Below are 13,185 nucleotides of genomic sequence, written 5' to 3' on the forward strand. Positions count from 1 at the left end.
GACCATGTCTGAGCCTATCTTAACTCACGCGCGTAATATTTATGAACAACAAGCGCACAACCGCCGGATGACATGGCTCCTCATTATCATTTTCGTTCTTCTGATCGCGGTGATCGGAGCGGGATTGGATATATTCTTAACGATCGACACTCCGGTTCGATTCATTATGCTTCCATTTGTTCTTCTGATGGCCGGCTCTGGCATTTGGAATTTTCAGCAGCGGGCAGCATCAGGATTGTGGGAAGAGTCAAAGAAATTTGCCGATGACGACGGCGAGTTCAAAATAATCGGGTGGAGTCTATATCTCATAATTTTTACAATGATAGTAATTCTAATATTATTCCTGCTACTGCCGTTTTATGTTATGAATCCTCGTCCAGTTGACCATCTGATCTCCGGTTTTTTAAAGAATATTTCAGAGATTTCCAAAATCCCTGTTTTGCAATACCTTCCAATTGGAACAACTTTAGCCGTCATTATCGGTATTGTCTCCATCCTCACAAGTCTTCGCTGGGGAATGAATTCGGTCCTCTGGTCTGTGCATGCCGAACAACCTGATGAAACCTTTGCGGCTCTGCCGGAGTTATTAAATGTAGTAAAAGAAATAAGTCTTGCGGCAGGAATTCCTTCTCCCAAAGTGTATATCGTGAAAGATTCAGATCCCAATGCTTTTACCATTGGAACCATCCCGACGGAGAGCTCGATTGTCGTCACTACTGGATTGATTGCAATGTTGAACCGCGAAGAATTGCAGGGCGTCATCGCACATGAAATGAGCCACATACGTAATTCCGATACTCGGTTGCTGACAATCATTACGGTTTTGTTTGGCGCAGTGCTTTTGCTTTCTGAGTGGATGAAGAAGAGTGCTTTTCTCGGAGGATTTGCAGGGAGCCGCGTGCCCGGTGCCGGATGGATGTTACGCGGTGTCTTGTTTATTGGTTGGCTTCTCACAATTCTCTTTGCTCCTTTGATCGCGCGCATCGTAGCGATGGCAGTATCACGTCAGCGGGAATATTTGGCAGATGCAGGTGGCGCAGAATTGACGCGCAATCCCAAGGCACTTGCCAATGCTTTAAAGAAAATCGAAAATGCTGATGCACCTACGATATCTTTTCAAAAAGGTATCGCTCATTTATGTGTCGTTGATCCTTTAGGAAGAAGAATTAATTCGAAAGAAGGATGGTGGGCCGACTTATTCGCAACCCACCCGCCGATGAAAAATCGTATTATCCTTTTAAATGCTATGGCCTACGAGATGATGAAGTAACAATAAAACCTATCTTCAAGAAAACTGAGTACCTATCCTTTCTCTTAACAATGATTCAGAATTAATCAGTATATTTCGTTCGTCCTGGCGGAAGGAACTTCTCTCCTCCTCATGAAGTCGAAAGCATAAGATGGTAATAAGAACCTCTCAAATGAAATTACATGGATTGGCATCGCAGCTCTGCCGATTTGTTATTGACGGACTTGGTTGCATTCTGATTTTAATTCTTTATTCATCTATAAGTTATCCTCAAACCAAGCTTCTCATTCCGATGGATTTGAAACAAACCGATCATCTTAAACCGTATGGGATAGCGTTTTGGCTGCTGGAACATAACGGCGAAGTAGATTGGCTTCTCAATTATAGGGGAGGGTCATTTCTCTGCGACTATAGCGGTGTATTAGCAAACGAATGCCGTGTCCGTGGAGTTTTTTTTGAACCGCTCGCCGCCAGCGAAGCAGCTTCCCTGTATGCCGAAGTCCAGCGTGAGGACAACAACGAAGACGTTGTGCGATTAGAGAAGGCGCCGAAGATTGCCGTCTATGCACCGCCCGGATTTAAACCATGGGACGATGCCGTTACGATGGCTCTCGAGTATGCAGAAATTCATTATACGAAAGTGTGGGATGAAGAGGTTCTTTCCGGTAAGCTTGCAGAGTACGATTGGCTTCACTTGCATCATGAAGATTTTACCGGGCAGTATGGAAAGTTCTATGCTAACTTCCGAAATGCGTCGTGGTATATTGAACAGCAAATGCTGTACGAGCGCGAAGCAAAGCGGCTTGGATATAAGAAAGTATCCGAAGCAAAGAAAGCAGTTGCACGTTCTATTAAGGAATTTATCGGCAACGGCGGATTTATGTTTGCTATGTGCTCGGCAACCGACAGTTACGATATCGCACTCGCCGCAGAGAACGTAGATATTTGCGATGTGATGTTCGATGGCGACCCGGCTGATCGCAATGTTCAAGCGAAACTCGACTTCAGCAAAACATTGGCATTCGAGAATTTTACGCTTGACATGAATCCGCTACGCTACGAATATTCAGATATTGACATCCCAACAAGCGACCCCCCGCCCATTCGCGATCCGAATACGGATTATTTTACGCTCTTCGAATTCTCAGCGAAGTACGACCCCGTGCCAACGATGCTGACACAAGACCACGTCAACATCATCAAAGGATTTATGGGACAGACAACAGCGTTCAAGAAAAGTTTGATTAAGAAGACAATCACAATTCTTGCAGAGCGCGAAGGAACGGAAGAAGTGAAATATATCCACGGCAACTTCGGACGCGGCACATTTACATGGTACGGTGGACACGATCCGGAAGATTACCAGCATGCCGTCGGCGATCCGCCTACCGATTTGAATCTGCATAAAAACTCACCCGGCTACCGGCTCATATTGAACAACGTTCTGTTTCCTGCGGCGAAGAAGAAACAGCAGAAAACGTAAGTGGAATAGTTGAAATAAGCATGGCAGACGTAAATAAAATCAGGAGCTTTGAATCTCTTGAAGATCGTATGAAACGGGTTGTGCAGGAAGAGGTTGTTATCGTTCCATATAATCCAGATTGGCCAAGGATGTTTGAAGAAGAGAAGAAACATCTTTTCTCCTGCCTGCCGCATGAAATTATTACGAGAATTGAGCACTTCGGAAGCACGGCAATCCCAGATTTATCGGCAAAACCAATTATTGATATCTTGGTGGAGGTGACTTCTCTTGAAGAAACCAAGAAGGTTGTTGTGCCTATATTAACTACGCAAGGATATGATTACTTTTGGCGGCCGACGCATGGCGATGACGGTCTGCCATTTTATGCATGGTTCATCAAACGAGATGTGCACGGACTTCGCACGCATCATATTCATATGATAGAACGTGGCTTCGAGCACTGGGATAGATTGTTCTTTCGAGATTATCTGATTGAACATCCGTGTCTTATAAAAGAATATCAACAGCTGAAAATACAGTTGGCGAAAAGTTTTACACACGATAGAGTCGCGTATACTACTGCGAAAACAAAATTCATTGTGAAGACTACTCTGTCGGCAAAGGAATATTATAAAATGAAAAATCACTCGTGACAAGGAAAGTAGGATTGTCAGATCTGGATGCGATCACTGATATTGAAGATGAAGAAATTCTTACGACCACTGTAAGATATTTGTGTAAATTGATTTTATTTATATTATCGACTAAATTTTCGGAGAGCATGCATTTAAGAACTTTGTCCTATAGCGCGTGAAACGATAATCCATTCTACCGGTACCGTTCATCAAAAAGAACGAACGAGAAAGAAATTATTTCTATGAAAGAAAAAATACAATTCATCGCTGAGCGGATAAAGGAATTGAGAGAAATTTCCGGAATTTCCGCGGCTTCACTGGCGCAAGAACTTGGAATTTCACTAGATGTCATGACCCAATACGAAAGCGGGACGGTTGATATTCCTGTTGGATTCCTTTATAAGGTGGCACATAAATTCGGCATAGAACTGACAGCAATCCTTACCGGAGAAAACCCCAGACTTCATGTCTATTGCGTCGTGCATAAAGACAAAGGATTGAGTGTGGAAAGAAGAAAGCAGTACAAATATGAAAGTCTCGCATTTAATTTTATCAATAAAAAAGCAGAACCGTTCATTGTCAAAATTGACCCGGATATAGAACTTACTCCCGCGGAATTTAATTCGCATCCCGGCCAGGAATTCAATTATGTTATCGAAGGGACGATGAAGATCGTCATTGATACTCATGAGATTATTCTGAATACAGGCGATTCTATCTATTTTGATTCAACGTATAAACATGCGGTGAAAGCGATGAATCAAGCACCGGTGAAACTGCTTGCAATCGTTTTATAAATATTAGAATAAAGAGAATAATAATGCTTAATAACTATCTTTCACAAACAGACTTCAGTTCCTATCAAGAATTCATTGATGCATTCGAGATCCGAATACCAGAACACTTTAACTTTGCATTCGATGTGGTCGATGAGATTGCCCTTCACACTCCCGATAAAATTGCGATGGTGTGGTGTGATGACAAAGGAGGAGAAGCAACATTTACATTTGGACAAATGAAGCGCTTTAGTGATAAAGCAGCAAATTTCTTCAGATCAACAGGCATCTGCAAAGGGGATCCTGTGATGCTGATCTTGAAACGTCGTTATGAATATTGGTTCTGCACACTTGCGTTAAATAAAATCGGTGCGATTACTATCCCTGCGACGCATCTTTTGAGCACAAAAGATATTGTCTATAGAAATAATGCTGCAGACATAAAAATGATTGTCTGTGTGCAGGATCCCGATGTTGTTAAGCATGTAGAAGAAGCAGAAGCGAAATCACCAACGTTACGGCATAAAGCTTTAATCGGTGCAGCGCGTGACGGGTGGTTGAACTTAACGGAAGAAATGGAAAAAAGTCCGGAAACGTTTGACCGGCAATCGCTTGAGGAAAAAACGACAATAAACGACACCATGCTTCTGTATTTTACATCCGGCACAACAGGAATGCCCAAGATGGTGAATCACAATTTTGCATATCCACTCGGACATATATTGACAGCAAAATATTGGCAAAACGTGCAAGAGAACGGCCTTCATTTTACCGTTGCGGATACCGGATGGGCAAAATCTGCTTGGGGAAAAATATACGGTCAATGGCTTTCGGGATGCGCTGTCATGACATATGATTACGATAAATTCGTCCCGAAACACCTGATGAAAATTATTGAGAAGTACCACGTAACCTCGTTTTGTGCACCGCCGACTATCTATAGGTTTTTAATAAAAGAAGATTTGAGACATTATGATTTGAAACACCTGCACTATTGTGTCGTAGCCGGTGAACCGTTAAATCCCGAGGTGTACAAACAATTCTTGGAAATGACAGGCATTCGGTTAATGGAGGGATATGGACAAACAGAATGTACGGTTGCAGTAGCAACGTATTCATGGATGGAACCTAAACCCGGTTCCATGGGAAAACCTTCACCAGGGTACGATATCGATCTTATCGATCTAGATGGTAAAGTGTGTGAAGTGGGTGAAATCGGACAGATCGTCATTTATACGAAGAAAAGAAAACCCGTTGGGATGTTCGATGGCTATTTTCGGGATGAAGAGCTAACAAAAAAAGTATGGCAGAACGGGATCTATTATACGGGCGATACAGCGTGGCGCGATGAAGACGGGTATTTCTGGTTTGTCGGCAGAGCTGACGATATTATAAAAAGTTCCGGTTACCGAATTGGTCCGTTTGAAGTGGAGAGCGCTCTATTGGAACACCCGGCAGTGTTGGAATGCGCCATTACTGCTGTTCCGGATCTCGAGCGAGGTCAAATCGTGAAGGCGACCGTTGTTCTTTCAAAAGACTATCAGCCAAACGATACATTGGCGCACGAGTTGCAAAATCATGTGAAGAAAGTGACAGCACCGTATAAATATCCCAGGATAGTCGAATTTGTCACGGAACTTCCAAAAACTATCAGCGGCAAAATAAGACGTGTGCAAATACGCGGTGAGGAAAGCAATGAATAAATGTTTTTTTGTTGAGACAATTCAAAATCTGGAAAGTGTACACAACATACTATTCATACAGCTATTTCCAGGCTATAATTATATTTAAATTCTAAAAATTTTTCTTACCTGTATTTTTCTGGAGTAAAATGATGGCTGAAATGCAAATTACATATCGCGGTGTTGTTCATCCATGGCATTGCGATATTATGGGTCACATGAATGTCGTTTGGTACGTCAGTAAGTTTGATGAAGCGTCCTGGCAGTTTGCTTCAATGCTAGGTTTGAATAATTCATATTTTACAAAAAAACATATGGGCATTGCCGCCCTTCAGCAGAACATAACGTATACATCTGAGATAGTCGCCGGAAGCACGGTGACCGTGCGCTCAGGCGTTCTTGAAATGAAAGAAAAAGTTATACGGCTTGTTCATGAAATGCGTAACGATACAACGGGTGAAATTGCCGCAGTGATGGTGATGACCGTCGTTCATTTTAACACTCGAAAAAGAAAATCTTGTCCGTTTCCAAAAGCAATACTGAAACGCGGAAGAAATCTCCTTGTGTCGTACGATATAAAGCCATAAACGAGTGAGCACGACCATGAACAGAATGAATGTCCATTATTTTCAGCATGTTCCCTTCGAAGGCTTGGGAAGCATAGAGCTATGGATGAAGGCGAAGCCCGCCAAAATTTCTATAACAAAATTTTATAAGGATATCACTTATCCAAGTATTCGCGAAATCGATTGGCTTATCATTATGGGCGGGCCCATGAGTGCGAATGACGAGCAAACGTATCCGTGGCTGCGAGCGGAGAAGAAATTCATTGCTGAGGCAATTGCAGACGGAAAGAATGTTCTCGGTGTGTGTCTTGGTGCCCAGTTAATCGCATGTGCCCTCGGAGCCAAAGTATATCCGAATCGGGACCGGGAAATTGGCTGGTTCCCTATTGAGTCTTTAGTACAGAGGAAAAATACAAACCTAAAAAACATTTTTCCTTCGCATTTGGAAGTTTTTCATTGGCATGGTGAGACATTTGATCTCCCGGCACATGCTGTTCACCTTGCACGGAGCGAAGGTTGCGACAATCAAGCTTTCTCTATCGGTGAACGTGTTTTGGGATTGCAATTTCATCTTGAAGTTACACCGCTCACTATCAAGTCGTTGACAGAACAATGTCAGAACGATCTTGTCCCCGGACGTTATGTGCAGTCCGCTGCCGAGATGCTTTCTGTTCCTTCAAGATTTCATCGCATGAACAGCGTCATGGATTCTCTTCTTGATCATTGGAACAATTTTGAATCCAAACCATAGTTGCTATGAAATCGCAACATGGTACTTTAACCATTTACCACATATTAATTATTTTTGCTTTTCTATTCTCCATTCACCGATTCGTTTCTCTTAGTTACCGAAATCGCTGAAATTATTTTCTCGTTATTATGTATGTTGGATCAACAAGATTAAAACAACTCTTGTGTAACTATATATCATTTCACTCTTGTACCGTCTGTGGGACTGTAACTTTTTCGACTCAACGTTCGTTTTAGGTAACAATACCAAATGCATTTGATTCAATCCTGAACGAACCTGCTGAATTTTTGCATTTTATTAACGTGTTTTTACTGAATCTAACATCGGCCAAAAATTATGAAATCTATCGCATTTGTCATATTCGCCTGCCTTAGTGTATCCCAACTCTTCGCACAACCGTTTAAAGGTGACATCGTTGGACGTGTTTTAGATGGAAAAACTCAGGAACCCTTGCCTGTTGTCAACGTACAGATTGTGGAACAACCAACCTTTGGTACTGTCTCGGACACCTCCGGAAATTTCACTATCAAAGGAATTGAAGTCGGCACATACAGCCTCAAAGCAACTCTTGTTGGATATGAAGGTATCATTGTAACGAACATTGTGGTGTCCACCGGACGCAGCACAAAAATCTCCATCAAGCTCAACGAACAGGCGGTACAAGTTGGCGGTGTAACAGTGAACGCGACATACTTCAGCCGCAACAATGAATTAAGTCCACTGAGTGTAAATAATTATGACCGTGCCGAAGTGAAGCGTCAGCCGGGTTCGGTGCAGGATGTCCAGCGTGTCGTGCAGAATCTACCCGGTGTCGCAAGTTCAAATGACAACATGAATGAATTGATCGTTCGAGGTGGTTCTCCCAGCGAAAACCTTACTATTCTGGAATCTATGGAAATCCCCTCCATCAACCATTATCCCAATGAATTTAATTCCGCGGGTCCGATCAACATGATTAATATCGATCTCGTGGAAGATGTACAATTTTCCGCCGGCGGATTTCCGGCCCAGTATGGCGACAAAACATCTTCTGTCATGGATATCACGATTCGTGAAGGAGACAGGGAAAAAGGTTTTGCATCTAATACCGGATTCAATATGGCCGGAATTGGCACCTTAATGGAAGGGCGGTTAGCCAATGGTAGGGGCTCGTGGATCTTCTCCGCTCGTCAGAGTTTACTGGAATTTATAGATAAACTTTTTGGTATGTCCGTTATTTCGTTAACAGCTATTCCCAAATATTGGGATGCGCAAACAAAAATTGTGTACGACCTCTCTCCCAATCATAAATTGTCATTGAATGGTCTTTATGGTGACAGTAAAATCTATATCGAAGGAGATCCAAAGGAGGAAAAAACATACTTAGCAAATCAAACATATTCATCCAGTATTGAATTTGTCGATGTCCACAGCAAGCAGTATGTTCTCGGTGTGAATTTAAAAAGTCTGTGGGGGAAAGATGGATATTCAATTCTCTCCTTATATACAAACGGTACTCAAAACAATACAGATGTCCGGGAAGATTTTATTCAGCATACCTACGGATCACAAGGCGAGGTAGTCAATTATAAAACTCTCTCTTCTCGCGATGTATTCGATGATCATTCCGATGAAGCATTCTATGCACTGAAATATGAACTATTCTATCGCATCCATCCAAAACACGAGTTGATGATGGGCGGTCAGATTCAGACAACTAACCATTGGACCGGCATGACAAAATTCGGCGGAGATACCATTCGATATGACAGAAATATGGACGGCCGTTTTGATACAATAGTAACAACTTATCCTGGTTCTATCGGAACTGACTTAAAATTCGGCGATGCAAGCAGAACATATGCATATATCAGCGACAAATATCATATTACACCCGAGCTGTATATTACACTTGGATTACGGTACGATTATTTTTCCTATTCCCAACAAGGGCAAATTAGTCCTCGCGGCTGCATAGCCTATGAACTTCTTCCAACGACAACGCTCTCGCTTGCGCTCGGACAATACTGGCAAGAACAACCACTTCCCTATTACAGTGATTATCGAAACATCGGATATAATAAACATCTTGCCAATGCTGAAGCTGATCATATTGTGCTCGGCCTTCAGCATATTCTGGACGACGGAATAAAGTTGAGCGTGGAGACATACTATAAAAAGTTTAAGAATATTGGTGTCACGGAAAATTTTATTCGTTCTTTTCTCGATTCGACTTTTTGGTCCGATAAGAACTTTGCACTCGGTAAAAGGACTTCGTACGGTTTAGAATTTCTCCTTCAGAAAAAACAGGTTACAAATTACTATGGAACGGTCAGCGTTTCACTTTCGAAAACAGTTGATGATGATCCGCGATTGGGAAAAGAAGGCGGAACGTATCCTTCTCAATATGATTACCCCGTCATTATCAATCTCGTCGGAGGCAAGATTGTAAAAGGAGTTCGCTCATGGCTCGACAATCAAATATTCTTTATCAAATATCCATCGTACATTTTACCATTCTCCGACGAAATGGAAATCAGCTTTAAATATCGGTACCAGACAGGTGGCCCATATACTCCTCGAGAGCGCACTACTTTTAGACAATACCGAGAAGGGGGAGTCAAGTGGTCACAATATAGTTGGCTTGCATCGAACGATATCAACTCAGCTCGATACCCTGATTACAGTAGGTTGGATATCGAATGGATCAGCCGGTTTTACATGCAGAATTGGAACATCAATGTGTATATCGCCCTTATGAATGTATTTGACACAAAAAATGTCTTCTTTTATAATTACCGCAGTGATGGTACTGTTGGAGTAACATATCAGTTCGGCTTTTTCCCTGTCGGAGGTATCGAGATAGAATTTTAAAAAAACCTATTTGACCGGGAGAACATTTCCTGCCATATTAGAGAAAATAGAAGTGATCGTGGAAAAATCGTCGGCCGCTTCATCTATAATATCATTAAACAGGAAATCGGTTTGCCCGGCAGAATATTTGTAATCGCAGTTCTTTTTGTGCTGTATCTCGCACCACCAACCTTTGCACAATCCGCAGTGCCGATCATGGCAGATTCCTCTCATTCTTCTCAATTGAATATGTACATCGGCATTGGCGGTGCTGTGCTTTTGACTGCTGTGATGTTTCAGTACGATCAGCAGATTTATGACGATCTGTATAGTTGGAAGATGAACAATCCAGCGATAAAAAAGGTCAGTCCGATTATTACTGATCTTGGTGATGGATCGGTTTCGATGGGATTATTCGGAGGATTTGTCGGATATGGATTGATCTTCAAGGATAAGAAGGCTTTTGAAGTCGGAAAAATCGGTCTTGAATCATTTCTTCTTACCGGCGTGACCGTTCAATTGTTCAAACATCTCTGCGGCCGCGAGCGCCCAAGTGCTGCAACACGTGACGGCGGATTTTGGCATGGGCCATTTTCGTATATACGTGAGCCGAAAGGAGGTAAAGGAATTTCTTCGTTCGACGCTTTTCCGTCCGGACATACTGTAACAGGATTTGCTGCTGCCACGACTATTTCAGATTTTTACACAGAACCATGGGTTTCTTACACATGTTATTCCCTCGCTTCATTCGTTGCTATTAGCAGAGTGATGGAAAGTACACATTGGTTGAGTGATTGCTTTGTTGGAGCACTCATTGGGCACTATGGCACAAAATTGGTTGAGAAATTAAATTATGGTTCCGGCAGTATCACACTTTTACCGCAAGCAGATGAACACCAATACGGATTACTCCTTAGCGTGAAGTTTTAGAAGGATAGTATGAAGCAATTTCTTTTTCCCGCAATTCTTTTTCTCAGTGTAGTCATCTTTAGTTCCCGCAAGAGCCAAGCACAAGAAACACAAAATTTCTCTACGCCCGATTCAATGTCCATGTTCAATAAAGTTGATTTAGAAAATGTTCAATGGTATACAATGTTTGCGAACATTCCGCGCGACTGGGAGCGCTGGTATGATGTTTCTTTCCGGAAAGAGCGCATCAATGAATGGCTTTTCATCGGAGGGCTAACGCTTGCAACGTATCTGACCGATGATATCACGTATACACCGTCAGAAAAATTTTATCACAGTTCAACATCAGCAAAAAATCTGAGCGATTTCTGTGCGAACATCGGCGATGGCACAACGCAGTTTGCGCTTGCCGGATCATTTGGTGCTTATGGTCTCCTCTTCAAAGATCAGAAAGCGCTGCGCACAGGCAGTCAGATTGTACAGGCCGTCCTCGCCTCCGGAGCAGTCATACAAGTGCTCAAACATATTACCGGCCGCGAAAGTCCGTTTGTACGCACGACACCGTTCGGAGTGTGGAAAATTCTGCCAAATCAAATTGATTATCATCGCAGGGTACCTCAATTCGACGCGTATCCATCCGGACATATCTGTACATCTATTGCTACCGTTATTGTCATTGCAGAAAATTATCCGGGCGCAAAATGGATTCGTCCAGCGGGATATGCATTCACCACACTTGTTGGACTTGGTATGCTCAGCAACGGCATTCACTGGGTGAGTGATTACCCTCTCGGATTGTTCATTGGATATTATTTTGGAATGCTTGCCGCACACCCGGAAGGAATGCCGGTCATGGATTCCGGAGATGGAAAACTAAAAGTGCATATCCTTCCAAATATCACACCACTCGGAACAGGTGTCAGCCTGACTATGAGTTTTTGATAGGGGAATCAAAAGGATAACATCTAACGTGAATTGAATTGATGTTACAAAAACTTTCCGTTATTAGCTGATAACTGATTGCTGATTACTGATTACTTACAACTGATTACTGACTACTGACGACTGATTCCTTTTTTCCTTACACATTAAACCGCACAAACATAACATCTCCATCTTCTATTATATAATCCCGCCCTTCAACATGAAGAAGACCAGCATCTCGAATGACAGCTTCAGAGCCGAGCCGATCCAAATCTGCACATTTAATAATTTCTGCTCGAATAAAGCCCTGTTCAAAGTCACTATGAATTTCTCCCGCCGCTTGCGGCGCGGTTACGCCTTGTTTCATAGTCCATGCGTGTACTTCTTTCGTACCGGCAGTAAAGAATGTAATCAGGTGCAATAACTCGTACCCTTCGTGGATAACCTTGCTCAATCCGGATTCCTGCAGTCCAAGTTCAGCAAGAAACGCTTGCCGGTCGCTTTCAGGCAACTGCGAGATTTCTGCTTCTACTGCCGCACTCGCAATCACAACTTTAGCATTTTCTATTGCGGCAACTTCGCGGACTTGATTCACGTACGTATTGTCGGCAGTCAATTCCTTCTCATGGACGTTGCAAAGATACATGACCGGTTTATTGGTCAGGAGGTGCATATCATGGAGATACAAAGACTCCTCCTCGCTCCTCGGCGTGATGTATCGCGCAAGTCTTCCGGCAAGCAGATGATTTTTGACCGCCGTACAAAATTCTTCTTCTGCCTTTACTTTCTTATCACCGGTTTTTGTACGCTTTTCAGCATCTGCTAGTTTTTTCTCAACGGTCTCAACATCTTTCAAAATCAATTCTGTTTCGATAACTTCAATATCGTATTTTGGATTAATCGCACCGTTGACATGAATGATATTTGGATCATCGAAACATCGGACAACATGCACGACAGCATCTACCATCCTGATATGCGAGAGGAACTGGTTGCCTAATCCTTCGCCTTTGCTTGCACCCTTCACAAGACCGGCAATATCGAGAAACTCAAGCGTTGTTGGAACAACTTTTTGCGGTGTATAAATTTCCGCTAATTGCTCCAATCGGCGATCAGGCACAGGAACTACTCCGACATTTGGGTCTATGGTACAAAATGGATAGTTGGCAACATGAGCACCAGCCGCTGTGATTGCGTTAAACAATGTTGACTTGCCAACGTTCGGCAGTCCCACTATTCCACATGTAAATCCCATGTTTTTGTTCCTCGTGACAAATAAAAGATAGCCAACGGTTTCCTGCAAACCAAGAGGGGTTCTGAAATGTGAATAATTTTTCACTTGCATAATTATCCATTTTACGGTATATTCATACAATTCTAAAATGAATGAGGTAGAGTG

11 protein-coding genes are annotated in these 13,185 nt (G+C 42.6%); 10 read left to right on the forward strand and 1 reads right to left on the reverse strand.

Features of this window, described 5'->3' with window-relative positions; genetic code table 11:
- Positions 1-4 precede the first annotated feature (4 nt).
- From NTX44_15375 to NTX44_15420, 10 genes are all read left to right on the forward strand, one after another.
- A complete protein-coding gene (locus tag NTX44_15375; GenBank protein ID MCX6122992.1) occupies positions 5-1,270 on the forward strand; it encodes a M48 family metallopeptidase in 1,266 nt (421 codons plus the stop codon).
- A gap of 151 nt (positions 1,271-1,421) precedes the next feature.
- Positions 1,422-2,732 (forward strand): asparagine synthetase B, encoded by a 1,311-nt coding sequence (locus NTX44_15380; GenBank protein MCX6122993.1) that lies wholly within the window; start codon positions 1,422-1,424, stop codon positions 2,730-2,732.
- A gap of 20 nt (positions 2,733-2,752) precedes the next feature.
- Positions 2,753-3,364 (forward strand): GrpB family protein, encoded by a 612-nt coding sequence (locus tag NTX44_15385; protein ID MCX6122994.1) that lies wholly within the window; start codon positions 2,753-2,755, stop codon positions 3,362-3,364.
- A gap of 224 nt (positions 3,365-3,588) precedes the next feature.
- Positions 3,589-4,143, forward strand: coding sequence for a cupin domain-containing protein (locus tag NTX44_15390; GenBank protein ID MCX6122995.1), 555 nt, complete (start codon positions 3,589-3,591; stop codon positions 4,141-4,143).
- 23 nt (positions 4,144-4,166) lie between these two features.
- Positions 4,167-5,825: an AMP-binding protein gene (locus NTX44_15395; GenBank protein MCX6122996.1), complete on the forward strand. Its 1,659-nt coding sequence runs from the start codon at positions 4,167-4,169 to the stop codon at positions 5,823-5,825.
- A 128-nt stretch (positions 5,826-5,953) separates the two neighbouring features.
- Entirely contained in the window at positions 5,954-6,391 is a 438-nt protein-coding gene (locus NTX44_15400) for a thioesterase family protein (protein ID MCX6122997.1), read from the forward strand.
- A 16-nt stretch (positions 6,392-6,407) separates the two neighbouring features.
- Positions 6,408-7,121, forward strand: coding sequence for a type 1 glutamine amidotransferase (locus NTX44_15405; protein MCX6122998.1), 714 nt, complete (start codon positions 6,408-6,410; stop codon positions 7,119-7,121).
- 336 nt (positions 7,122-7,457) lie between these two features.
- Positions 7,458-9,974: a carboxypeptidase-like regulatory domain-containing protein gene (locus tag NTX44_15410; GenBank protein ID MCX6122999.1), complete on the forward strand. Its 2,517-nt coding sequence runs from the start codon at positions 7,458-7,460 to the stop codon at positions 9,972-9,974.
- A gap of 111 nt (positions 9,975-10,085) precedes the next feature.
- Complete coding sequence (locus tag NTX44_15415) at positions 10,086-10,883, forward strand: phosphatase PAP2 family protein (GenBank protein MCX6123000.1); 798 nt, start codon at positions 10,086-10,088, stop codon at positions 10,881-10,883.
- Positions 10,884-10,892: 9 nt separating this feature from the next.
- Positions 10,893-11,804, forward strand: a complete 912-nt coding sequence (locus tag NTX44_15420; GenBank protein ID MCX6123001.1) for a phosphatase PAP2 family protein — start codon at positions 10,893-10,895, stop codon at positions 11,802-11,804.
- Positions 11,805-11,943: 139 nt separating this feature from the next.
- On the opposite strand, the gene ychF is transcribed toward NTX44_15420, so the two are convergent.
- Complete coding sequence (gene ychF, locus NTX44_15425; protein MCX6123002.1) at positions 11,944-13,041, reverse strand: redox-regulated ATPase YchF; 1,098 nt, start codon at positions 13,039-13,041, stop codon at positions 11,944-11,946.
- Positions 13,042-13,185 lie beyond the last annotated feature (144 nt).

Source organism: Ignavibacteriales bacterium, from assembly GCA_026390575.1.
Taxonomy (GTDB): domain Bacteria; phylum Bacteroidota; class Ignavibacteria; order UBA10030; family UBA10030; genus Fen-1298.

Coding starts and splice junctions, on each gene's coding strand:
- NTX44_15395 (MCX6122996.1), top strand. CDS start 4,167: ATGCTTAATAACTATCTTTCACAAACAGACTTCAGTTCCTATCAAGAA.
- NTX44_15405 (MCX6122998.1), top strand. CDS start 6,408: ATGAACAGAATGAATGTCCATTATTTTCAGCATGTTCCCTTCGAAGGC.
- NTX44_15375 (MCX6122992.1), top strand. CDS start 5: ATGTCTGAGCCTATCTTAACTCACGCGCGTAATATTTATGAACAACAA.
- NTX44_15385 (MCX6122994.1), top strand. CDS start 2,753: ATGGCAGACGTAAATAAAATCAGGAGCTTTGAATCTCTTGAAGATCGT.
- NTX44_15400 (MCX6122997.1), top strand. CDS start 5,954: ATGATGGCTGAAATGCAAATTACATATCGCGGTGTTGTTCATCCATGG.
- NTX44_15420 (MCX6123001.1), top strand. CDS start 10,893: ATGAAGCAATTTCTTTTTCCCGCAATTCTTTTTCTCAGTGTAGTCATC.
- NTX44_15410 (MCX6122999.1), top strand. CDS start 7,458: ATGAAATCTATCGCATTTGTCATATTCGCCTGCCTTAGTGTATCCCAA.
- ychF (MCX6123002.1), bottom strand. CDS start 13,041: ATGGGATTTACATGTGGAATAGTGGGACTGCCGAACGTTGGCAAGTCA.
- NTX44_15380 (MCX6122993.1), top strand. CDS start 1,422: ATGAAATTACATGGATTGGCATCGCAGCTCTGCCGATTTGTTATTGAC.
- NTX44_15390 (MCX6122995.1), top strand. CDS start 3,589: ATGAAAGAAAAAATACAATTCATCGCTGAGCGGATAAAGGAATTGAGA.